This window comes from Streptomyces sp. NPDC054872, assembly GCF_053610705.1.
The window spans coordinates 96,267-119,795 of sequence record NZ_JBSGYY010000026.1 but is presented as its reverse complement, the minus strand read 5'-3'; the positions used below and the strand labels follow the sequence as shown (position 1 = coordinate 119,795).

Here is a 23,529-nt window from a genome sequence, read left to right as displayed (position 1 = left end):
CGCGGCCGGATTAGCAGGTGCTCACGCGCACATCGGCACCCTACCGCCGACCGGTCACCACCCGTATCAGTAGGATCACACAGCGGCCTGCGTCCGCCTGAAACGGGGCGGCGGACGGAACACCTCGGCCCTGTAGGGGAATTGGTGCGTAGTGAGCCACATCGTCGTGAAGCGCCCACCTCGGGCTCTGCCGTCTCAGGTGCCCACCGAAGAAGTCGTGCTGCAGCCGCCGCCCGAACTGCCGCGTGGGCAGCAGGAGGGCGCGATGATGCAACTCCTTCCCATGCTGGGCATGGGCGGGTCCGTGGTGTTCTTCTTCATGCCCAGTTCGCATCCGTTCATGAAGATCATGGGCATGGTGATGGTCGCGTCGACGGTGGCCATGTCCGTCGCGATGCTGATCCGTTACCGGCGCGGGACGCAGGGCGAGTTGGCCACCATGCGGCGCGACTACCTCGGCTACTTGAAGCAGACCCGGCGGAGAGCCCTGGAGACCGCGCGGGCGCAGCGCGACGCGCAGTACTACCTGCACCCCTCGCCCGAGCAGCTGTGGGCGCTGGTCGCCGAGGGCAGCCGGGTCTGGGAACGCCGCACGGGGGACGAGGACTTCGGGCAGGTGCGCGTCGGGCTCGGCCCTCAATCGCTCGCCACACCGCTCGTGCCGCCGGAGACCGCGCCGGTGGACGAGCTGGAACCGCTCACCGCGGGGGCGATGCAGCGGTTCCTCGCCGCGCACAGCACGCTGGAAGACCTGCCCATGGCGATCTCCCTGCGGGCCTTCTACCACGTGACGGTCAGCGGTGAACCGGACACCGTCCGGGCCGCGGCCCGCGCGCTGATCGGCTCTCTCGCTTCCCTGCACTCCCCCCAGGACCTGGTGATCGCCGTCGCGGTGGGGAGGGGCGCCGCTCCGGAATGGGAGTGGTCCAAGTGGCTTCCGCACTGCCAGACACAGGGCACCGCGGACGGTGCGGGCAGCCGGCGTCTGATCACCGGTGACCCGATCGAGCTCGAGGCCATGCTCTCCGCCCGACTGCAGGGGCGCCCCCGCTTCCACCCCGGCGGAGCGCATGTGCCGGACGAGCCGCACATCGTCGTCGTACTCGATGGTCTTTCGCTGCCGCCCATGTCGGTCCTCGCGTCCCCGGAGGGACTGCAGGGCGTGACGGTCGTGGAAGTCGTGCCGGGGGAACTGACCGGCGGACGCGGCGGCTTGTCCGTCGTCGTACAGCCGAAGACGCTGCGCATCGAGTCCGGGCACGGCCTGGTGTACGAGGGCAAGCCCGACCTCCTCTCCTACGAAGCCGCCGAGGCACTGGCCCGGCAGCTGGCCCCACTGCGGGTGGCGTCGGGCGGTGACGACGACGAGCCGCTCCTGGCCAATCTCGAGTTCACGGATCTGCTGAGCCTGGGTGACGCGAACTCGGTCGACACGGCCAGGACCTGGCGCCCGCGCGCGCAGGCGGAGCGGTTGCGCGTGCCGATCGGTGTCGGCGAGGACGGCCGCCCCGTGATGCTGGACCTCAAAGAGGCGGCGCAGGAGGGCATGGGCCCGCACGGCCTGTGCGTGGGCGCCACCGGTTCCGGCAAGTCGGAGCTGCTGCGCACGCTGGTGCTCGGTCTCGCCGTCACCCACTCCTCCGAGAGCCTGAACTTCGTCCTTGCCGACTTCAAGGGCGGTGCGACCTTCGCGGGCATGGCCCAGATGCCACATGTCGCCGCCGTGATCACCAACCTCGCCGACGACCTGACGCTCGTCGACCGCATGGGTGACTCCATCCGCGGCGAACTCAACCGGCGCCAGGAACTGCTGCGCGACTCGGGCAATTACGCCAACATCCACGACTACGAGAAGGCACGCGCGGCAGGGGCTCCGCTCCAGCCGATCCCTTCTCTGGTCCTCGTCATCGACGAGTTCAGCGAACTTCTGACCTCCAAGCCGGACTTCATCGAGATGTTCGTGCAGATCGGCCGCATCGGCCGCTCGCTCGGCGTGCATCTGCTGCTGGCCTCGCAGCGTCTGGAGGAGGGCCGGCTTCGCGGCCTGGAGACGTACCTCTCGTACCGCGTCGGTCTGCGGACCTTCTCCGCCGCCGAGTCACGTGCGGCACTCGGCGTACCGGACGCGTACCAGCTGCCGAACGTGCCCGGTTCCGGATACCTGAAGTACGGCACGGACGAGATGGTCCGCTTCAAGGCGGCGTACGTCTCCGGGGTGTACCGGTCGGGCTCGGAGCAAGCCGCCGCGCTGGGCGGGCCACGGCCGGTGGACCGCCGCCCCGTGCTGTTCACGGCGGCCGAGGTACCCGTGCGCTATGCCGCGGCGGCGGCCGTGCCGGAGCCGCGTACGCAGTCGGCGACGGACCCGGACGACGCACTGGCCGACACCGTCCTCGATGTCATCGTGCGCCGCCTGGAGGCACAGGGCCCGGCGGCCCACCAGGTGTGGCTGCCGCCGCTGGACAGCCCGCCGTCCCTGGACCAGCTGCTTCCGGGACTCGCGCCCGTGCCGGGGCGTGGGCTCACACAGCCGGGATACGAGGGAGCGGGGAGGCTCGTCGTCCCCCTCGGCCTGGTCGACAAGCCGTACGAACAGCGTCGTGACGCACTGTGGTGCGACTTCTCGGGCGCGGCCGGCCACATGCAGATCGTCGGTGGCCCGCAGTCCGGCAAGTCGACACTGGTGCGTTCGCTGATGGCATCGTTCGCGCTCACGCACACTCCGTACGAGGTGCAGCTCTACGGCCTTGACTTCGGCGGCGGCGGAATGTCGTCCGTGGCCGGCCTCCCCCACGTCGGCGGGGTCGCCTCCCGTCTCGACCCCGAGCGGGTACGGCGCACGGTCGCCGAGGTGTACGGCGTGATGACGCGCCGCGAGGAGTACTTCCGCACATCCGGCATCCCGTCGATCGCCGACTTCCGGACGCGCAGGGCGCGCGGTGAGATCACGGTGACCGACCAGCCGTGGGGCGACGTCTTCCTGATCATCGACGGGTGGGGCAACTTCCGTTCGGAGTACGAGGGCCTGGAACCGGCGGTGCTCGACATCGCCGCGCGCGGCCTCGGCTACGGCGTCCACCTGATCCTGACCGCTTCGAGGTCGATGGAGGTCCGGGCGAACCTCAAGGACCACCTCATGAACCGCCTGGAACTCCGTCTGGGCGACACCATGGACTCGGAGTTCGACCGCAAGGTCGCCGCCAACGTCCCGGCAGGGGTTCCCGGCCGGGGCCAGACGCCGCAGAAGCAGCACTTCATGGCGGCGGTGCCGCGCGTAGACGGCCTGTCGTCCGACACGGACCTCGCTGATGCCACGTCGACCCTGACGGCCGAGGTGTCCCGCCACTGGACGGAACCGGGGGCCCCGGAGGTGCGCCTGCTCCCGAGGGAACTCCCCGCAGTACAGCTGCCGCCGGGCAACGTCTTCCCGAACAGGGGTGTGTCCTTCGCCCTCGACGAGACCAACCTCGAACCGGTCTTCGTGGACTTCGAGCAGGACCCGTTCTTCTTCGTCTTCGGCGAGAGCGAGTCGGGCAAGTCGAACCTCCTGCGCCTGCTGATCACCCGCCTCACCGAGCGCTACAGCGGCGACGAGTGCAAGCTCTTCGTGGTCGACAACCGCCGTTCGCTCCTCGACGTGACCCCGGCCTCGCACCTGGCCGAGTACATCCCCATGTCGAACGCCATGGACCACCACATGACGGCCCTGGCCGACCTGATGAACCGCCGCACACCCACGGCGGACGTCACCGCCCAGCAGCTCCGGGACCGCAGCTGGTGGCGGGGCCCGACGGTGTACGTGATCGTCGACGACTACGACCTGGTCTCCACGTCGAGCGGCAACCCCTTGGGCCAGCTCACCGAGCTGCTCCCCTTCGCCCGCGATGTCGGCGTCCGCTTCATCATCGCGCGCTCGACGGCGGGAGCGGGACGCGCGGCGTACGAACCCTTCATGCAGCGGATGAAGGAACTGGGCGCGCAGGGCGTGGTGCTCGCCGGGGACCCGGGCGAGGGCGACATCCTGGGTGGCGTGCGACCGCGGCCGATGCCGGCGGGGCGGGGGACCTTCGTCTCGCGGCGACGGGGGAAGCCGTTGGTGCAGACGGGGTTGGTGGCTGGGGAGTATTGAGGGGATCAGGCTGATCGGGACCGTACGACAGGGCCCGTACGGCAGGGGAAGGGTGACCGAATATGACTGGCCTTGCCAGCACCCAACTTCAGATACTCACGATGGAGACCGTGAATCCTTCGGAAGCCATCTGCACGGTGCGGTGGCTAGCCGGCGTCGCACGAACCGAGCAATCGTTCAGCGTCAGGAGTGCGGCTCACGTACCGACATCAGAAGCCCTATACGTCGAGTACGTCGAGCTGGGTTAGATAGAGCGCTACCAACGGCGCGTGAACTCTTTCGATCCTCCCCACGGAGCGAAGGTCGCCTTGTCGGGGATGGGAGTTCGTGCCCTGGGCCTGGGCATGATCATCTCCACTTCCGGCGCGTGAGACAGGAATGATCCGGGTCCAGGCCCATGCGCCGCGATCCCCAGCGGGCTCCAAGTAGGTAGCGCGAGGAGTTCATTGGCACGTCTGCAAGGGCCCCCCTGCACCATGGCCGAGGCAGAGGGCCAGGAGTCGGAGCAGAGGATGTCGTCCAGGCCCGAACCAGACGGGCGAGCGTCGTGGGGCAGCAGACCGACGGCCAGGGGCATGTCTGCGACACGGCAGCAGCTGAAGCGGTGGTGACCGTAGCCACGCTGCATGTCACGCGACAAGCCGGCCCTATCGAAGTGAGTGAAGGCCGCCGACTCCTCGAGAGGAAGCAAGCCACCCGAGTCACCGCACTAATCGGCCTACTGGAACGCGGCCGTTACTGCTTGACTCGCGTTGCCGACAAGCCGGGGTGGGCATCTCCCGCGGATACCCACCCCGGACCTGCCTGATACTCAAGATCACTGGAAGTAGCTGGCGCCCTTCAGGTCGCCGCCGCGGTAGTCGCCGCCGGCCTGGCCGACCTTCTGGCCGATCTCGACCAGAGCCCGGTGAATGGCCTCGGCGTTGTTGTCCCACTCCTTCTGCTTCAGGACGTACGCCTCGTGGGCCATGCCCTCCCAGCCTTCGGCCACCTTCGTTACCGCCCGCTTGATGTCCGCGAGGTCGGCCTCCAACTGCTTGGCCTGAATGCCGAGTTCGGTCGTGATGGCGTCGAGACCGCCGTATTTGACCGCGAGCTCGTCCAAGTGAACGTTTGCCATGCCTGCCCCGTTTCTCAGTAGTTGTGGGGAACGTCTTCCCCGCTGGGATCAGTGCTTCAGTAGCTGCTGATGGCTGAGTGCTTGCCGCCGTGTTGCACGTCAATACTGTTCATCGTCGACCGGACCTGGTCCTCAAGCCCATCGGCGATTTTCTCGTTGTCGTTGATGCCTTCCAGGAAATCCACCAAGATCCTCCCGATGGCCTGCATGCGATCGTTGAGCTCAGTCTGCTTCTTGTCGAATGCGTGAGCTCCGACGCCTCGCCAGTTGACCTCCATCGTGTCGAGGGTGCCCTGGAGACGCTTGAGCTGCTGCTGAACCGATTCGTACTTGCCCACGATCTCTTTCTTCAGCAGCGCCACTTGCTGGTTGTTCAACTTCTGGCCTTCAGCCACGGCTGGGCTCCCTTCCTGAACATTTGTTGGTATGCGTCGAGTGATGCCGCGCCGCGCTCAGGTTCTGCGGCGGGCACGCATCGTCATGAATGCGATGCCACCGATCATCACGACGGCAGCAGAACCAAGGATCAACCACAGCCGACTATTGCCTTCAGCGGACTGCGATCTTGAAGCCGCCGCTGCGGCTTCACCACCCGTGGATCCCTTCGAGGGCTTCGACGAGGCTTTCTCGGAAGGAGAGGGCGAAGCCTCCTTGCCTGACCCGACACCGGGAGTCTTCTGGTTGGTGAGAGGGTCAACATCCGCAGGGCCAGGGTCCCCCTTCCCCTCCAGCAGGTTGGGAGCCGGCCGAATCAGGCCATAACCGAGGTACATGCTCGGGTCGCTCTTCGGCCAGTCGCGGCCTGCGGTGTCGATGAGGACGCGGAGGACTTGGTTTGCCGTCCAGTTGGGGTGCTTGGACCAGATCAGGGCGGCGGAGGCGGAGGCGATGGCTGTGGCCGCGCTGGTGCCGCCTTCGCCATCGCAGTACGAACGAAATGTCTCATCGCACCACTGAGGGAGGCCCCGACCTGGCGCCGCCAGGTCCACGTAGTCACCACGTTCAGAGAATCTGGCGACCTTTCCTGACTCATCAGCGGCGGAGACTCCGGTGACAGATGGAAACGCGGCGGGGTACCCGATGAAGTCCTTCTTCTCTCCATCGTTGCCGACGGCCGCGAACAGCAACTTGCCCTTCGAGGCGGCATACTTCACCGCCTCCTTCTCATCTGGGTACGCAAAGTCAGAACCGAAGGACATGCTGATGATCCGGGCATCGCTGTCGGCAGCGGCCCGAATTGCTTCGGCGCTACGGCTTCCCTTCTTCTCGAACTTGCCACCCAGGCCGGTTCGAAAAGACACGACCTCGGCACCGGGGGCCAAACCCTTGATCCCCCCGCCTCGTCCGGATCCCACGATGAGCTCCGCCATCGTGGTGCCATGTCCGTCGTAGTCATCTGTCGAGCCACCAGGCATTCCTGCCACGTCCTTGCCCGGATGAACGCGGCCCTTGAGCGAAGGTGTCTCCGTGACGCCCGTGTCGACAACTGCGACCTTGATGCCCTCGCCGGTGCTGACATCCCAAAGTTCATCAGCGCCCATGGCCTCCAAGTGCCACAGCTTCGACTGGGTATCGTCCGCCGTCGCACTCGGAGCAAGCCCCACGGGCATGAGAGCAAGCACAACAAATGCGGAGGCCCCGGTGGCGAAGCGTCTCCCTGCACCGCCCGGAAACGGCGCAACCCACCCGCCGCGCCGACTGGCTTCTGACCTCATTCCCTGCACGTCCTTGCTCGCGATCAGTCGATCACCGGCGGCACGTGCCGCCGGTCGCCTGGCAAATGTGCTTGCTCGTCCTCGACCAGATAGTCGGGCCGCTGCACGCCCTCGTCCTCGTCGCCATCCGGGCGTCGTGATGTGCCCACCGGACCACGTACCAGCCCTGAGCCCCCTGCGGTGAATCCGTTCCTGCGGGCTGCGGCGGTAGACGTGCGTTCCTTGGGAGCACCGACCACACCATCGGGACTACGGATGGCCCGGCGAGCCGTCTGCCCGTTACCAGCCGTGCCATGAGGCGCCGCTCCAATGACTCCGCGTTGGCCTCCGGCTCCATTCGTTGGCCTGGAACCACCGGAGCCCTCAGCTCCGATGACCGGGCCGCGCGGCAGCCTGGAACCCGACGGACCCTGGACCGGGCCAGGAGCGGGCCGCCCACCGACGACGCCGTTGCCGCGCCCACCACCGGTGCCCGGGAGGGTAGGGCGCGCGCCCGGCGTGGTGGGACGCGGTGTTCCTCCAGTGACCGCACGTCCCACTGGCGGTTGACCGGTGGCCGTTGGACCACTGGCGGTTCTCCCCGGTGCCGTCGGACCTGTTCGCCCCATCGGGTTCGAGAGACCAGGGCCCGCAGTTGGTCGCGCTGGGCCTGTCGTGCTTGTTCGACCTTGGGCCGGTAGCGAGGTTTTCGAGCCTGCTCCAGGAACTGGCGTGCGGCCAACAGGGCCACTGGTCGCAGGGATGCGGGGGCCAATTCCAAGGGGAGGGACAGGCTCTCCAACACCGCCCGTTGGACTTGGTGCCGGAGGTGATGGAGAGGGTGCTGGGCTCGCGGTCTGCGGCGGCAGAGTACCGATACCGTCAATCTCCGTACCAACAGGCCGATTCGCCGAAGCGACAGACTCCGGCGGGGCGATCGGGCCGGACTCGTCAACGCGGGGCAGCGTGGATTCGACCGGACGGGGGTCACCCCCCGTCGCGGCGTCGGTAGAGCGGTCAGGCGTCGCCTGAGCGCCACCGGCGGTCATGGAGGATGTGGCCGCACCCCGCTCCACGCCGGGGAGGGATGCCGCCTTCCCCTTCGGCACCCCCACGTCCGGCATAGCCGAAAACGTAGGCGGCTCCTGCCCTGCCATCGAGTGCTGCGACACCTGGTAGAACGACGACAACCGATTCATCTGGTTGATCGCCTCTTGGCGGTCATTCTCCGCCTTGGCCGCGGCGTCGTACTCCGCATTGCCGTCCACCCGCTTGGGGGTGGGGATGTCCTCGACCATCTTCGGGTCGGCCCGCTGGTCCCGGGGCGGCATGGAGCTTCGGACGGATGCCAGCCCGGCACCCGCGGAAGCGATTTGAACGCTGGCAGTGTCAGCGAACTCGGAGAGCCTATGCGTGTCCTTGACGAGGTTCTTGCCCCACTTGCGGAACGCCTCCCCCGACTCGCCTTCCCAGTCGACGCGATCGATGTGCTCGCCGAGCTCTTTGGCGGCCGCGGCGATCGCGTTGCGGGCCTTCTTGAGGGCCTCGCCCGCGCTCTCCAGGTCTGCGGGGTTCGCTTGTTCGACCAAGTCGATCATGTCGTTGAGGCGGTGGCCTTCGAAGCTCATCAGCGCCACCCGGAGTCAGAGCCGGCGTCGCCATTGCTACGGGGCGAATCAGGCATGCCGTCCTTTTCGCGCTGAGCGGCAGCCTCGTCACGGTCAACCCTGGTCTGGATCGCCCAGAAACGCTGCCTCAGGTCCTCGTCAAGGTTGTCGAAGCCGACGTCCGCGCCATGCACCGCAATACCCATGGCGTCGATCTGGTCACCAAGCATCTTGGAGAGCGAGGTCAACCGCTCGTGAACCTGGTCGTACTGCGAGTACAGCCCATCGGCCGCGGGAAACGCGCTCCCCCCACCGCTAAAGGACCCCCGGGAGAGCTTGTACCCTCCAACCTTGCTCGAACCGCCCGCCGAACCCTCGAACTCCGTGAGCAGCGTGTTGACGCGCCGACGAAAGGTCTTCAGCGCCTCCAGCCCGCGCTTGAGGTCGGCGCCGGATGACGGCGCGGCGCCCCCGCGCCCATCTGTAGCAAGCACGATGCCTACCCTCCCCGTTACCTGCCTGCCCCGACCGTCACGATCGCGGTGGCTAGGTGGTCACTTATCGCGCCCGCGTCACTCTAGTCACACTAATCGTGACTGCCAACTGAACTGTGCGTTAGGGAAGCTGGAAATCAGCCAACCAGAGCGCCCACCGCGCCGGCCAAACTCTGCCACGAGCCCCACCTCGTCTCAGCGAGGGCCATCTACCAGCCAACAGGGGTGCCCGCCTCCGCTCCAGCATCATCGGGCCAGCCATCTGACCACCGCTGCGCCAACAAGATGGATCCCGACGCAGGCACACGTGCAAACCCTTCTCATCCCGCAAACCTGGCAGTAGGACTCGGCACCGGGGATCTGGACTCCGTCGCCCTACCAACCAACGGGAGGAACCTCATGCCTGGGGGCGAGTGGCAACGGTGCGGGCCGAGGCAAACGATCAACACCCCACGAGAACTCAGCTGAATGAACGCCTTCCATCAGGAACACAGATGGGGCGAAGAATGCGATCTGGCAGTACGCAACGATGAGTTGGGGAAGGTCGGCCCCAAGGCATTCATGCTCACGACCTGAGTCGTGGGGTGCGCGACGGACGAGGCTGTCTTGTCATTGGGGGAGGTATGCGACGTCTCAATACGTCGACACAGCGGCCTCAACCTACCCTTGCGTCAACGCGCGATGGTCCGCCCTGGTGTAATTGCGCAGGCACGACAACCCCACCCAGATCTCCGCCCAATTCAACGCTTCGGTCGCCACAGCCCACGCCGACACCTTGAAGGCAGTGTTGCTGCTCGCCTCCCCGGACCGCAGCGGGGCCGAGAACGGCTCCCCACTCCAGCCGCTGCTGTGGTCGACGAAGCCCATCAACGTCCCGACCTCCTGGCGGCCTTGGGACCGTGCGAAGCGGATCGCCGTCAGGGCCTTCGGCCCGGCTGACGAGGGACAGGGCCGCCGATGTTGCGTGATCCAGCCCGGTCTTGCGGACGATCTCCACTAGCAGGACACCACCTGCTTACAAGACCACCGACCGACCGTCACCCCCGACGCAGATACTGGTCAGAGGCACTATTCGTCTCACCGAACGCCTTTTGGACACCGGGTTTCACGAAAGCGCGAGGCTCAAGAGCCCGACCAGGACGCGATTCCCAATCTGAATGAACCCACAACAAGCGAACACATTACAGCCAATGGGAGCGATATCGCGCAAATGCCCCAAGACTTGACGAGATGCATGTCATCCAGTCCGGGAGAGACTAAAAGCGCAGCGCCTGATAATCTTGCTCGTCGAACTACATCAGGGAGACGCATGTACGCCATTACTAGGATCGCGGCACTCGCAGCAATCGGCGCCCTAACACTTACGGCCTGTAGCGTCACAACCAAGTCATCTTCCGACTCGGTGGGAACCGAAGAACTGGAAAAGCAGGTCGCGAATTCTCTGACAGAGCAGGTTGGACAGGCGCCGAAAACCGTCGACTGTCCCAACAAGCTGGAGGCGAAAGAGGGGGCAAATACCAGGTGTACGCTTACGGCCCCCGATGGTACCAAGTACGGGCTCACGGTCACTGCCGACCGCAAGTCCAGTGAAGAGGCAGTTCAAATCGATATCAAGGTTGACCAGAAGCCAAAGTAGTTGAGCCCTCCAACAAAGGCCGGCTCGAGCTGTTAACGAATGACACGCGTTACGAGTCGATTCCTTCGCGGGACCTTCACAGAGAACCAGTCACGAACGCTATCGTGATTCCGACCACCATGGTGAGCGCAATGGCTGCACCCAAGATGAGAGACGCTCGGGCCGAGTACACGGAAGAAGGCATCAATTCCTCCCAGCCCGATTCCTCTGCGACATCCCTGATCAGACGGTGGCCATCGGCCGAGAAGAAGGAGTAGTGAGCCGAGCCATCCAGAGCTCGGTGAGAGATACGGGTCACTTTTCGGCCCGCAACTGTCTCACTCATCAGCAGCCGCCCGTCGAGCGATCGGCGCTCAGTACGAACGACATCGTTGATCGTAAATGTCATGGTTTCCGAATTCAACGCGACATCGTACGTCCATAGCTGCGTAGAGTGACTCCCTCGCCGACGTGGCACGCGAACTTCGACACTCAGCTCAAACCCCTGCTCCGTCCGGATCAACTGGTACTCCGTACCTGCGATGACGGCCTCGACCCGGGCGTACAACTCTGCTGCTTCTCCTGTGTCGTTACCGCTGTTCACGATGTAGCCCTCCCTTACTTCGATCCGCTGTCAGGACGGACGGTACTCACAAAGTCTTGGAAGTCACCCAAGACACTGTCGATCTGGTTCGCGGTGGCGGTCAGGGCCAGCCGGATCACCGCCCGCTTGCCGGCGTCATGGACGTCGAGCATAACCAGGTAGACCTGAATCTGTATAAGATCGCGGCGTACGCCGCCTGTGACGGTCGAGAAACGAATGGTTTGTGTCAGAGCGGGAGCTTCGCCGGAGCCGACTTCCTTGCGATGAAGGACGACCAGCGACCCATCAAGTTCGCGCATCCGGAGTACCGACTCCTCAGCGATCTCGGTCAGAGTCGCCTCATCCGGCCGATACTCACCGTCGATGGTGATGTTGGCCGCGAACCCGTTCTCCGGCTCCGGGTGCACCGCGGCGAAGGCCACTCCGGGAGTATCGACCTGGTCCAGATTTGCTGGACTCCAGGCCTCCGGTAGCCGGAATTCGAGGGGCACCGGCAGCGTCGCAGGTATCACTGGTCTCTCCATAGTCACGTCACAGAACGGCTTTTCAGAAGATGCTGGCTACGCCATCCTTGATGGCGCCGCCAGCATCGCCCAGTGCGCCTCCCACCTCACCCAATGCGTCTCCAGCATCCTTCACGGTGTCGACCACCTTGGCCGGATCAACAGTGATCTCAACGCCTGCACCCCCGCCAAGGGCGGCAGCGAGGCCCGCGTTAGCGCCAATATGCAGCTTGCCGTCGTCACCCTTCTCCCAGCCAGCAAAAGCCTCCGCGCCCACGCCCTCCCATGTCTCGAGCGTACCGCCAATACCAATACCGCCAATTTCCACACCAGCAGCGCCAGACTGTTTCGTTCCTGCAAATGCCTCCGCGCCAAGGCCGGTCTTCTCCAGACCAAGTGCCACCTTGGCCTTTGCCTCAGCGCCAGCGAAATAGTTTCCTCTTGCGTATGCGCCCGAGTGATTTCCCTCGACACGCCCCTCGACCATTCCCCGTACACCTGCGGAAGCTCCCCCGTCCGCGGATATTCCCGTCTCGGTGATCCCGTAAGTACCCATGGCTCTGGCATCTGCAGTAAGGTCAGCGACTCCAGATAGTTTGAAATTTCCATTGGTCACCTCGCCCTGCCCGTTCAGGTGGGCGAGCTGGACCCACGCTTTGGCCATTCCCTCCTTTCCGTACCCGACACCAGTGGCAGTGGCATCGGCATCCGGGCCAGTTACCTCACCCTTGCGATCCGCCCTCCAGCCGTTGCTCTGAGTGGCAGTTTCCTCGCGACCTCCCGCCTTCCTCAAATCACCGACGGCACTTGCGTTGAATCCATTTCGACCACCGCCGTCAGGTGAAGTATCCGTCACTGCACGGTCAAGCGCCCGCCGGATGCTTTGGTCGGACTCGTCAACGGCCTTCACCGCTTTGGCTATCTCATCGGTCCACCCCTGGGCACGCTCCCGGGCCTGGGCCTCCAACCGGGCGCGATCTGGATCATGTATGAAGGATTCCCACTGCTCAGAGGTGAGTTTGTCGAAGCCGACGTAGGTGGCCTTGCCAGATCCATCGACTTTGTAGTCCTTCGCCTCAGCATCCGCGACGAGATCCTTGAGCACCTTCTGCAGCCGGGTCAGCTCCGTGTGCGCGTCCTTCAGCAGGCTGGCAATGGCCTGCGCCTCCTTCTTGGCGGCCGCGTATTCGAAGGACGTGACCTTGGCGGCATCTTGCTGCACACCGAAGGCTTCCCCCTGCCATTTGCCGTTCGCCAAGGCACGCGGCACATGCTTCTTGTACTCACCCTTCAACTCGCCGAAGCGGTCGCCCATCTTGTGCCAAGCTCCGGCAACGACCGAGAGGGGTGAGAGGTCAGCCTCGATCACGTCCTCGTACTTCAGTGGCACGATCAGTCCCCCGGTTACATGCTGTCGAGCGGGCTAGGAGGCCGCTGCGGGTCCACGTCAATTGAGTTCAACTGCCCCCAGGTGGCTGAGTCCTGGCTATGGAGTACTGAGGAGGTGCCTCGCAACGCCTTCAGTTCCTTGTTCAGTCGATCCGTCAGCCGACTCACCTGTCCTTGCCAGGCCACTATCGCCTCTGACAAGCCGGCCTCGACAGCCCAGTTCGACAGCCCCTTCAGGCCGGTGTCTGGTTTCATCACGCTCACCCCCGGCTGCGGCAGCGGCATCAACAGGGGCGGACTCACTTGGCCGCCGCCCTCCGCCATACGCCCAGCTGCCTGGGTTTGCCCCAAGAGGTAGTCGTTCAGGAGCGTCACGGCCCGTTGCTTGTCGCTCGCGGAGCTGGCCAGGATGCCGGGGCCTCCTGCACCATCTTCCCCGGCCAGGTCCATTTGTGGATTCATGTCTTGAGAACTCACGCTCAGTCCCCCGTTCCCATACGGCACCCAGGGTGTACTCGGGTATCTGACATATACACTAGCCTCGATCTTTCGTGACGGCTCGCTCGTTCAACGGGGAGGCCGTTTCCACTTGTTGGGGGCTTCTGGTCGTGGGCCCGGCTGTCCGTCGCCTGGGCGCCGGATTCCACGTCTCCGGCGGTGCGGTTCGGGTTCGTCGGGGTGACTGAATTGGCTGACCAGCCGGGTTCGTGAGGGCATCGAGCCGACGGAACGCACCGGTGACGCCATCGCTCCAGGACGAGTGACGGGCGGATCCCAGGTGCCCGCTGCGGTGGAGAACCGGCGAAGTCGCAGCCTCTGTGGTTTTCAGGGCCGGACCGTCGCGGTCAGCGCGAACATCGGCATTAAGGCAAGCAGGCATGTCCTCCTGCCAGCCTTTGAGCAGTCGCCACTGATCTCGGCGGCTCAGGGCACCGTCGCAGATCTGCCTGCTCGGCTCGACGGCAGCCGCCCAGACCGAGTTGGGCTCCTTCAGATGTGGTCGGCGGCAATGTTGCCGCCCGCGGTGGACGCCGCACTTCTCATAGCCGGGGATAGTAAATCGGCACCCACCATGTCCATAGCGGCCGGGCTCCGTGACCACATCCGCCTCTCCCACGAACCAGCGTCGCGGCTTACCTGGCTCCCACATCCCTCCGCCTCCGCCCATCCCGCACAGCCACCCCCGCCCCACCAAGCCCCGCCACCACAACCCCCGCCCCCACAGCCACGTACGTGGCGATGCGGGCCGTTCGTTCTTCCGTTGTTTCGCCGAGGTGGAGGTCAGCGGGAGTTGGGGCCTTCGCGCGAGTGATGCCCTCCTCGGCGCTCGGGGTCTCGATCGGGTGGTCGTCCTCCGTCAGGGCTCGGACCGGGTCCACCACTCCCCAGCCGACCAGGCGGTCGTGACCTGCCACCGAGCGTTCTGCTGTTTGCTTGATCTGGGCCGTGATCTGGCGGGGTGTCCAGTCCTTGTGCTTGGACTTGATCAGGGCCGCCACTCCAGCGACGTACGGAGCCGAGAAGCTTGTGCCGTTGTCCGAGCAGTGGCCGCCGCCCGGGACCGTCGAGATCATGTCCACGCCGGGGGCCGCAACGCCCACGGCCTCGCTCGACTGGGAGAACGCGGCCCGTTCGTTGTTGCGGTCCGATGCCGCTACCGCCAATACGCCCTCGTAGGAGGCCGGGTAGGTCGGTTTGACGTTGCCGCCCAGGCCGTCGTTGCCGGCCGACGCCACGATCACCTTCCCGCTCGCGAGTGCCCTGTCCACGGCCTGCTTCAGGATCGGGGCCGGCTCCACGGCGTTGGCCGTGTCCTGGGAGATGTTGATGACGTCCGCCCTCGCGGCGACCGCGTAGTCGATCGCCTGGGCGAGAGTCTCTGTGTCGCCGTGGCCCTCCGCGTCGTTCTGCTGGAAGGGGATCACCGTGGCGTCGGGGGCCAGGCCCACGAAACCGGTGCCCTTGGCCGGGCGGGCCGCGATGATGCCCGCCACGCGCGTGCCGTGACCGACGGTGTCCGTAGTGCCCTTCTCGTTGCCGCGCTCGATCTTGTCGCCGTTCTCGTCCTTGAGGTTCCTGGGGAGCAGGTTGCGGCCCTTTGAGACGTCCACCGCGTTCTTGAGCTGCGGGTTCTTGACGTCCACCCCCGTGTCGATCACCGCCACCCGTACGCCCTTTCCGGTGGACTGACGCCACAACTCGTCCAGGAGAACCCGCTGCAGCGCCCAGGGGCGGCCCGCGTACTTCTTGCCCCCGAAAGTGCACTGGTCGCCGGCCGCGGCCGCAGCGGGTGCCGCGAGCACCGTTGTCGTCGCGAGCATCGTCAGAGTCGCCGCCGTGGCCGCGGCGACGTGCGGCCAGCGCTGTGCGTACGTCATCGTCAGATCCCCTGCCGCCTAGGAGCCCTGCGGCTGGCGTGCCGCCGAGGTCGAGAGGCGCGGGCCCGTCGGGAGGAACGTGGACCAGGTGGCCGGCACCGGGGTCGCGTCCACGTTCGCGTAGCCGAGCCGGGTCTGGGCCTGCTGCGCCTCTTGTTGCTGTTGCTTGCGCTGCTTGGCCGACGTGCCGATGCCCGCGTCGTCCGTGGCGCTGTCGCTGTTGGACTGCATCGCGTAGCGCAGGCCCGTGTCCGTGGCCAGGAAGACACCGCCCGCCTTGGTCTCCGAGCCGGTGAACTGCCGGTAGAGGAGCCCCGATCCGGCCGATACGTAGGCGCTGGACGAGCCCGTGGGCAGCGTGGCCGGGAAGTCCGTCCCCGCCCATGTGCTGAGCGTGGTGTCTCCGTCGCCGTCCACCTTGCGAAGGACGTTGCAGACGGTGTTGCGGCTCCCTGCGTTTTCGGAGGCTTCATTGGCGGTCACCGGAGCCCGGCTCGGCCATGTGAACTCCGAACCGAACGTCTTGAGGTCCGGGGAGAAGGCGCCGGTGCTCAGGTTGCGGGCCTGCCCGGCCTGACCTACGTCGACCAGGTCAGGGCTGCCGAGGAGTAGTTGCGCGGTGAAGTCGGAGACCGGGGCGATGCGTCCGGGCTCCACCACGTAGTGCTGCGTCCCCGCGCCCTCGGATGCCTTGAGGACCATGCCGACCCGGTTCGCCCGCTGGTCCTGGAGGCCCTTCACGTTGGCAGCGGCCCCAGGAACGCCCTCCACCTTCGGGAACGCGATCGGGTCTCCGTAGTGCAGCGTCTTGAGCCACTCGCTGGAGACCCGCTGTGGTTCACGGCCCTTGTCCACAATGACGCGCAGCAGGGCATTCAGTTCGCCCTTCTCCGCGATCCGGTACGCCCTGCCCCGGGCGTCCACCACGTAGCGGACCTTGTCGGGCCCGACGACGTACAGCAGCTCACCACCGCGCAGCCGTTCGCTGCCCTCGGTTTTGTTCTGCTCGCGCTCCGCCAGGATGAACGCGGCCTTCTGGATGGCTCTGCCACCCTCGCCCGGGCGCTCGCACACCGCCCAGCGCTTGGCGGAGCCGGCCTCGGATTCCGAGGGCAGGCGGTCGGGGGCGTACGGGATGCCGATGGTGGCGCCGTGGGGGATGTTGCCCTTGTCGAGGACCGACTCGTCGACGTTGATGACGTCACCCTTGTCGGCGTCGAGGAGGAGCTTCGCCGACGCCATGTTCAGCACCGGGTGCAGTTGGCGCTTGCCGTCCGTCTCCAGGACCACGTATCGCGTCGTGGACTTGCTCGCGATGATCACGTGTTCCTTGGGCTTGTCCCAGCCTGGCTTGGCCGCCGGTTTGAACATGCCCCAGGCACCGAAGACGGCCAGGACGATCACTCCGACGATGATGCCGGGGACCACGCCACGCAGCGGGCGAGGTGCGCCTTCCTCCGAACCCGATGGTGACGGCTGGATGAAGGACGCCAGCGTGCGGCGCTTCGCGAACGTGTAGGCGTTGAGTTCGTCCCGCCGTGATGCCATGAGTGCCTGCTTCTCCCCCGTGCGGCGCCGGGGGCATGCCACCCCCACCCTCCGTTGTCAGACCCGGCCCCTACTATGCCTGTTGAGTAATCACACGTGTGAGGTGGGTAAGGTTCGCGAGCACTCCCGAGGGTTCGTGTCCCGCGATCACCAGGGTGACTCGGGAGAATTCACGGGGGGTTGGACTGATGGCTGCCGCAGCGCGGACCGGGGCTCGGGGACCGTCGAGGTCCGGAAGTCAACGGCAGGCAGCGCCCGATGATGGCGGCGCGTCGTCGCCCCGGGGGCCCGTCACCTTTCATCTCCGGGCGCGCTCGGCACAGTTCGGCTCGTTTCGCCTGCAACGGCTGGTGCTTATCGAGGTGGCCGCAGCCCTCCTGCTGGCCGCCTGGGTGATCGACCCGCTGGTCGTCGTGCCGACCGCTGTCGTCGCGGCCGTCCTGGTGCTGCTCGCGGTCGTACGCCGTCGTGGCCGGGCGTGGCACGAATGGTTCGGCACCGCGCGGGCCTTGCGCGCACGGAAGCGCCGGGCGGCGCATGCCCCGATACCGCCGGGCACGGAACCGGCGTTCGCCCCTGCCGTCGAGTGTGATCCCGCCCTGCGTACGTATGTGTACGGAGACCGGGACAGGCGGCAGGTCGGGATGGTCGGGGACGGGACGTTCGTGACCGCCGTGCTTCAAGTCGAGTCGGAAGCCACCGCGTTGCGGGCCGAGCGTGGACGCCACCCGCTGCCTGTGGGGCTCGTCCGCGACGCCCTGGAGGTGGACGGAATCCGGCTCGAGTCGGCGCAGATCGTGCAGCACACCCAGCCGGCTCCCGCGTTGCATCTTCCCCAGCAGTCTGTGGCCGTCAGCAACTACGCCCCGCTGCAGGCCCAGACCGGAGCACCGGCCGTACGGATCACATGGATCGCCCTGAAGCTCGATCCTGAGCTCTGCCCCGAGGCGGTGGCGGCGCGCGGGGGCGGTTTCGTGGGGGCCCAGAAGTGCGTGATGCGTTCCGTGGATCAGCTGGCCAGTCGACTCACGGGAGCCGGATTCCGTGCGACGGCGCTCACCGAGGAGCAGTTGGCCGCCGCCATAGCCACCTCGGCGGGCGCCAATCCGCTGGTCACCGCGGAGGCCGGGCGGACCGAGCTGCCGGAGCGCAGGACGGAGGAGTCCGCACGCGCCTGGCGCTGCGACAACCGCCGTCACACGACCTACTGGGTGCGGCGCTGGCCGCAGTTGGGGAGCGCGGGCGGTCCGTCCCTGCCTCAGCTCGTCGCGCTGCTCACCGCCGTCCCGACGCTCGCCACGACGTTCAGCCTCACGCTGCGCCGCGGTGAACGGCAGGAAGTGTCGCTGTGCGGGCATGTGCGGGTGACCGGTCGCAGTGACGCCGAGCTGGACACCGCTCGGCGCGCGCTGGAGCAGGGAGCCCGGCAGGCCGGCGCAGGGCTGGTCCGGCTCGATCGCGAGCAGCTGCCCGGGATGCTCGCCACACTGCCGCTCGGGGGGACCCGCTGATGACCGTCACCGATCCGACCACTCCGGCCGCGCCGCCCGTTGGGGGCGAGGGATTCCGCACGGCATTGCGCAGCGGGTTCGGGTTGCTCGGGCCGCGGCACCGTCGCCACACCCTCTCCGCCGAGCAAGTGGACGCGCTGGCGTTGCCCATCGGCGACGACGGCGTCGTGATCGGCGTGGACGCACAGGGCCAGCCCTCGGTGCTCGGCGTCAACCGGCCCACTCCGTACGACGTGCTGCTCATCGGAGGGTTGTGGACAGCTCAGGTCATCGCGTTGCGGGCAGCCGCGACGGGGGCGCGGGTGGCCGTGGAAACCGGCCGGCCAGCAGCTTGGGCGCAGCTCGTGGAGGCCCTCGGTGTCGGGCCGAGCGGTATGTCGGTGCATGAAGTGGGGCGCGTTCCCCCGCAGGGTGCGTCGGCGGGAAGTCCGGTTCTCGTGGTGCGCGACTGCGGGATGCGGCCGCCGCGGGGGCGGGTGGTCTCCGGGCCATGGCAGTCGGTGTTGACGCTGCTGCCCTATCTGAGCCCGGTCGCGCCTCGACTGATCCGACAGGCTCGGCTCGTGGGTGTGCAGCGGGTTTCGCCGGATGAGGCGGTTCAGATAGGCCGGTCCGTGGGGCTGCCGCGCGGTGAGGTGGAGGCGTTGCCGACGCTTGCTGATGGGGTGACGTTGTGGTGTGCCGATCGTGACCGGCAGTACGTGATGACGCAGGCTACGGACGCCGAGACCGGATTGTTGGGTACCGCGCGGAGGATGGATTGAGCGGGCGGTGGGTGTCCGTTGACCGAGCGAATTAGCCAACATTTGGCGCTTGTTGGTTGATTTGTCCTTCGGTGTTTCGGATACGGGGATCGCTCCTGTGGGGAGCGTGAGGGGGAGGACAGGATTCGTGGGGTGGGCTGCCCTGCCGTGCTGGTGCTTTTGGTGATTAGGCTGGTACTGGACGCGTCGCCAGAACCCGGGAGTGGGTCGTGCGCGTCCACCACGGGGAGAGCCATGGCGGATCGGACGACAGAAACGGTCGCCCTCCCACCACGGCACGAGGGTGTTCGACCACATCAGGAGGCATTGTGAACAGCGATCGGGACGAGATCCGCGGGGGCTGGGACACACCCGTCGATGATCAGTCCGACGCGGAGTCCGCTGCCGAGACGACGGGCGAGTTCACCATCGACTACGCCCCTCCTGCCTGGTATACGCAGAATGCGTCCGGCAGTGCGGGGGAGACTCCTTCGGCTTCGCCCGCGTCGCCCGCGTCGGCTTCGGCCTCCTCGGCTGCCGCCGAGCCCGTGTCTCCGCCTTCCGTTGAGCCGGCGACTCCTCCCGTGACTCCTGAGCCTCCCGCTCCGCAGGCTCCTCCCCTCGGGCCGCCTGCCGGTGTGCCGAAGCTGCCGGTGGGTGGGGGCTTCCAGCCTCGGGCCGACTGGGTTGCGCCTGTTGCTCCTCCGGCTCCCGCTCCGGCCCCTGTTCCGGCTCCGGATTCCTCTGCGGATTCCGAGGGCGGGGTGCCTTCGGGGGGTGCCGCTGACTGGAGTGGTGCTGTTGCTGGTGTTGCCTCCTCCGTCCACGTGACCGGTGTCGTCCCCAAGCCTGAGGTGACGCCGGAGCCTGAGGCTGCGCCTGAATCTGAGCCCGAGGCTGAGGCTGCGCCTGAATCTGAGGCTGAGACTGGGGATGCGTCTGCTTCTGGGACGCCGTCCGAAGTGAAGGCTGCTTTCTCGCCTCCCTCCGTGGTGGAGCCTCTTGCCGACAGCAGTGGCGATCTTGAGAGTGGCGCCACCATGCGGTTCTCCTCTGCCGCCCTGAAGCGGGAAATGCGGGAGATCGAGGAGCGCGCCGCCGCCTCGGAGGCTCCCCGGGATGATGTCGGCGCCGAGGGTGATGGCGAGGACGTTGACCTTGACGTTGCCGTTGAGCCTTCCGATTCTGAGGCCGAGCCCAGCGAGGACGAGTCTTCTCTGCTGGCTTCGGCTGGGCTTTCTCCCGAGGGCGTAGACGGGGGCGTGGACGCTTCGGACGCGGGTGTTTTTGGCTCGGATGATGACGTTGACGGCTCCGACGATGTTGACGGCGCCGGTATCGGTGGCGGTGTCGGTGCCTCTGGTGAGGTCCGTGACGCCGTTCCGCAGGATGCCGTTCCTGAGGACTCCGTCGCTGCCGCGCCCGCCGATGAAGTGCAGGACTCTCCGCCGCCCTCCTGGACTCCGCCGCCCGCGCCGAACGGTGGGCTTCCGCCGCTGCCGCCCGCCTTCCAGCCGGCCGCGCCTACCTCTGCGCCGCAATGGCCCGAGCCTTCCCAGGCAGTGACGCCTCCCGCAGAGCCGGAGCCGGCCGCCGAGGCCGTGCAGCCTCAGCCTCAACCGCCGGTGCCGCAGCAGGTCGCGCCCGCTCCCGCGCCTGCTCCCGAGCAGCCGCAGGCTCCGCAGCCTTCGCCCCCGGCGTGGCCCTCGCCCACCGGGCCCGTGGCTCCCTCGCCGGTCGCCGATGCGCCGGCTCCGCCGCACAGTGGGTACGGGTTCCCGCAGGCCGGTGCGCCTGCTCCTACCCCCGCCCCGGCTCCTGCCCCGGCTCCCGCGCCCGCTCCCGTGACGCCTGCTCCGGCTCCCGAAGCGGCTGCTCCGCCCGCCGGATACGGGTTCCCGCAAACCGGGGCTCCGGCACCCGCCCCCGTTACGCCTACACCCGCTCCCGAAGCGGCCGCTCCCCCCGCCGGATACGGCTTCCCGCACACCGTTGCCCCGGCTCCCGCCCCCGTTGCGCCCTCGCAGCAAGGCAGTTACGGGTTCCCCCAGCAGGGGGGCGCTCCCATGCCGCCGAGTGGCCATGGGTTCCCTCAGCAGGGGGCGCCCGCTCCGGGTAATCCCAACTCCCCGGCGCCGCACGGTAGTTATGGGTTCCCGCAGCCGCCCGCGCCTCAGGCCCAGCAGCAGGCCCCGCAGCCGCTTCCGCCCGCCGTTGCGCAGCAGCAGCCGCCGCAGGCCGTGCCGCAGCAGCCTGCTCCCGTACAGCCGCAGCCTCACCAGCAGCAGCCTCCGCAAGCGCTTCCGCCCCAGCAGCAGCCCCCGGCTCAGCCGCAGCCGCACCCGCAGGCCCAGCCCCCGGTCCAGCAGCAGCCGCAGCCCCCCGTCGATCCCCGTACCGGCGCCGCCTGGCCACAGCCCGTGCAGCATGATCAGCGGGAGCGGACCAATCCCGGGGCGCCCCTCGGGTACACCGCCGCCGTCGAGCTTTCCTCCGATCGGCTGCTGCGCAACACCAAGCCCAAGGCCAAGAGCAGTCGGCCCGCTGCCGGTGGGTCCCGGTTCAAGATTGGCGGCAAGAAGGAAGAGGCCGAGCGGCAGCGGAAGTTGGAGCTGATCCGGACTCCGGTTCTCTCCTGCTATCGCATTGCCGTCATCAGCCTCAAGGGCGGGGTGGGCAAGACCACCACCACCACCGCGCTCGGCTCGACGCTTGCCACCGAGCGGCAGGACAAGATCCTTGCCATCGACGCCAACCCTGACGCCGGTACGCTCGGGCGCCGCGTGCGCCGCGAGACCGGGGCCACCATCCGTGACCTCGTGCAGGCGATCCCGTACCTCAACTCGTACATGGACATCCGGCGCTTCACCTCGCAGGCCGCCTCAGGCCTCGAGATCATCGCCAATGACGTCGACCCGGCCGTCTCGACCACGTTCAACGACGAGGACTACCGGCGCGCCATCGATGTGCTCGGGAAGCAGTACCCGATCATTCTGACCGACTCGGGTACGGGGCTGCTCTACAGCGCCATGCGAGGGGTCCTCGATCTCGCCGATCAGCTGATCATCATTTCCACGCCGTCCGTGGACGGCGCCAGCAGTGCGTCCACGACGTTGGACTGGCTGTCCGCGCACGGGTACGCCGACCTTGTCTCGCGTTCCATCACCGTCATCTCGGGTGTGCGCGAGACCGGGAAGATGATCAAGGTGGACGACATCGTGTCGCACTTCGAGACGCGGTGCCGTGGAGTTGTCGTCATTCCGTTCGACGAGCATCTCGCCGCCGGTGCCGAGGTCGACCTCGACATGATGCGGCCGAAGGTGCGGGAGGCGTACTTCAATCTCTCCGCGATGGTCGCGGAGGACTTCGTGCGGGCTCAGCAGCAGCAGGGGCTCTGGACTTCGGACGGCAACCCGCCTCCGGTCGTGGCTCCGCCCCTGCCCGGCCAGGGGGCCTATCCCGGCCAGCAGGCGCCTGCACCTGGGCAGCAGCCTTACCCCGGTCAGGCGCCGTATCCGGGCCAGGGACAGGGACCCGTCCCCGGGCAGGCCCCGCAGCAGCCGTACGTTCCCCAGCAGCCGCCGCAGCAACAACCTCCGCAGCAACAGCAGCCTCAGCCGGGTGGTCAGCCGTATCCGCAGCAGCCGGGAGCCCCGCAGGGCTGGCAGAACGCGGCCCCTCCGCAGGGTCCTGCACCCGCCGCTCCTGCCGCTCCTACCGCCCCCGCGCCTGGGCAGCCCTTCCAGGCCCCTCACGGGCAGCCGCAGGGTGAGCAGGCGCCGCCGCCCGTTCAGCCCGGGCAGCCGTTCCAGCCGGGGGCGCCCTATCAGCCGCCGCAGCCTCCGGCGCCGGAAGCGCCGCAGCAGTAGCCTCCGCCTCCGTCGATTTCAACTGGGCCCGCACCGATCCCTGGTGCGGGCCCAGTCCCGTTTCCCGGCGCCCCGCAGCCTCCCTGACGAACAGACTTTCCTGCCCATCCACCCGTTTACCCCGCAGCGTTGGCCAAGCAACGAAAGAGCACTGGAGTACCCCCCACCCCAGAACTCCCCCACCTGCCCCTCCCCCCACCGTCACCCCCCGACCAGCCACGCGTCACAGGTCTTGACCAATGCGGATGAAATCCGGGTCAACTCGTTATTTCCGCAGGCCACATGGGGTTCACCTGCCGTTGACTGACGCAGACTGGCGCTGGTA

At 67.1% G+C, this 23,529-nt stretch carries 16 protein-coding genes and 1 pseudogene; 5 read left to right on the top strand and 12 right to left on the bottom strand.

Annotated elements, in window-relative coordinates:
- Positions 1 to 151: 151 nt before the first annotated feature.
- A complete protein-coding gene (gene eccCa, locus ACWGIH_RS28295; protein ID WP_453451165.1) occupies positions 152 to 4,129 on the top strand; it encodes a type VII secretion protein EccCa in 3,978 nt (1,325 codons plus the stop codon).
- An 817-nt stretch (positions 4,130 to 4,946) separates the two neighbouring features.
- On the opposite strand, the gene ACWGIH_RS28290 is transcribed toward eccCa, so the two are convergent.
- The 6 genes and pseudogenes from ACWGIH_RS28290 to ACWGIH_RS28265 form a co-directional block, all read right to left on the bottom strand.
- On the bottom strand, positions 4,947 to 5,249 hold the full coding sequence (locus tag ACWGIH_RS28290; RefSeq protein ID WP_453451166.1) for a WXG100 family type VII secretion target: 303 nt from the start codon (positions 5,247 to 5,249) through the stop codon (positions 4,947 to 4,949).
- A gap of 56 nt (positions 5,250 to 5,305) precedes the next feature.
- Positions 5,306 to 5,644: a WXG100 family type VII secretion target gene (locus ACWGIH_RS28285; RefSeq protein ID WP_453451167.1), complete on the bottom strand. Its 339-nt coding sequence runs from the start codon at positions 5,642 to 5,644 to the stop codon at positions 5,306 to 5,308.
- A gap of 57 nt (positions 5,645 to 5,701) precedes the next feature.
- The gene (locus ACWGIH_RS28280; protein WP_453451169.1) at positions 5,702 to 6,859 is read right to left on the bottom strand and encodes a S8 family serine peptidase; all 1,158 of its coding nucleotides are present in this window, start codon (positions 6,857 to 6,859) and stop codon (positions 5,702 to 5,704) included.
- A 128-nt stretch (positions 6,860 to 6,987) separates the two neighbouring features.
- The gene (locus ACWGIH_RS28275) at positions 6,988 to 7,113 is read right to left on the bottom strand and encodes a hypothetical protein (protein ID WP_453451170.1); all 126 of its coding nucleotides are present in this window, start codon (positions 7,111 to 7,113) and stop codon (positions 6,988 to 6,990) included.
- A 1,457-nt stretch (positions 7,114 to 8,570) separates the two neighbouring features.
- Positions 8,571 to 9,044 (bottom strand): hypothetical protein, encoded by a 474-nt coding sequence (locus ACWGIH_RS28270; RefSeq protein WP_453451171.1) that lies wholly within the window; start codon positions 9,042 to 9,044, stop codon positions 8,571 to 8,573.
- Between the two features lie 780 nt (positions 9,045 to 9,824).
- Positions 9,825 to 10,116 (bottom strand): annotated as a pseudogene (locus ACWGIH_RS28265) (hypothetical protein); the annotation flags it as partial.
- Positions 10,117 to 10,353: 237 nt separating this feature from the next.
- Between ACWGIH_RS28265 and ACWGIH_RS28260 the strand changes: the two are divergent.
- Positions 10,354 to 10,680, top strand: coding sequence for a DUF4333 domain-containing protein (locus tag ACWGIH_RS28260; protein WP_453451172.1), 327 nt, complete (start codon positions 10,354 to 10,356; stop codon positions 10,678 to 10,680).
- Between the two features lie 76 nt (positions 10,681 to 10,756).
- On the opposite strand, the gene ACWGIH_RS28255 is transcribed toward ACWGIH_RS28260, so the two are convergent.
- The 6 genes from ACWGIH_RS28255 to eccB all read right to left on the bottom strand — a co-directional run bounded on the left by ACWGIH_RS28255 (position 10,757) and on the right by eccB (position 17,081).
- Positions 10,757 to 11,263 carry a hypothetical protein gene (locus tag ACWGIH_RS28255; protein ID WP_453451173.1) on the bottom strand — a complete coding sequence of 169 codons (507 nt, stop codon included), beginning with the start codon at positions 11,261 to 11,263 and terminating at the stop codon, positions 10,757 to 10,759.
- Positions 11,264 to 11,277: 14 nt separating this feature from the next.
- Positions 11,278 to 11,685, bottom strand: a complete 408-nt coding sequence (locus ACWGIH_RS28250; RefSeq protein WP_453451174.1) for a hypothetical protein — start codon at positions 11,683 to 11,685, stop codon at positions 11,278 to 11,280.
- A gap of 124 nt (positions 11,686 to 11,809) precedes the next feature.
- Positions 11,810 to 13,156, bottom strand: a complete 1,347-nt coding sequence (locus ACWGIH_RS28245) for a hypothetical protein (protein ID WP_453451175.1) — start codon at positions 13,154 to 13,156, stop codon at positions 11,810 to 11,812.
- A 14-nt stretch (positions 13,157 to 13,170) separates the two neighbouring features.
- Entirely contained in the window at positions 13,171 to 13,632 is a 462-nt protein-coding gene (locus ACWGIH_RS28240; protein ID WP_453451176.1) for a hypothetical protein, read from the bottom strand.
- Positions 13,633 to 14,288: 656 nt separating this feature from the next.
- A complete protein-coding gene (mycP, locus tag ACWGIH_RS28235) occupies positions 14,289 to 15,476 on the bottom strand; it encodes a type VII secretion-associated serine protease mycosin (RefSeq protein WP_453451202.1) in 1,188 nt (395 codons plus the stop codon).
- Between the two features lie 75 nt (positions 15,477 to 15,551).
- Positions 15,552 to 17,081, bottom strand: coding sequence for a type VII secretion protein EccB (gene eccB, locus ACWGIH_RS28230; RefSeq protein ID WP_453451177.1), 1,530 nt, complete (start codon positions 17,079 to 17,081; stop codon positions 15,552 to 15,554).
- Between the two features lie 188 nt (positions 17,082 to 17,269).
- On the opposite strand from eccB, the gene eccE reads away from it, so the two are divergent.
- The 3 genes from eccE (at position 17,270) to ACWGIH_RS28215 (ending at position 23,204) form a co-directional block, all read left to right on the top strand.
- Positions 17,270 to 18,592, top strand: a complete 1,323-nt coding sequence (gene eccE, locus ACWGIH_RS28225; RefSeq protein WP_453451178.1) for a type VII secretion protein EccE — start codon at positions 17,270 to 17,272, stop codon at positions 18,590 to 18,592.
- Positions 18,592 to 19,356: a hypothetical protein gene (locus ACWGIH_RS28220; RefSeq protein ID WP_453451179.1), complete on the top strand. Its 765-nt coding sequence runs from the start codon at positions 18,592 to 18,594 to the stop codon at positions 19,354 to 19,356. The genes eccE and ACWGIH_RS28220 overlap by 1 nt, the downstream gene beginning before the upstream one ends.
- Before the next feature lie 308 nt (positions 19,357 to 19,664).
- The gene (locus ACWGIH_RS28215) at positions 19,665 to 23,204 is read left to right on the top strand and encodes an SCO5717 family growth-regulating ATPase (protein WP_453451180.1); all 3,540 of its coding nucleotides are present in this window, start codon (positions 19,665 to 19,667) and stop codon (positions 23,202 to 23,204) included.
- The last annotated feature ends 325 nt before the right edge of the window (positions 23,205 to 23,529 follow it).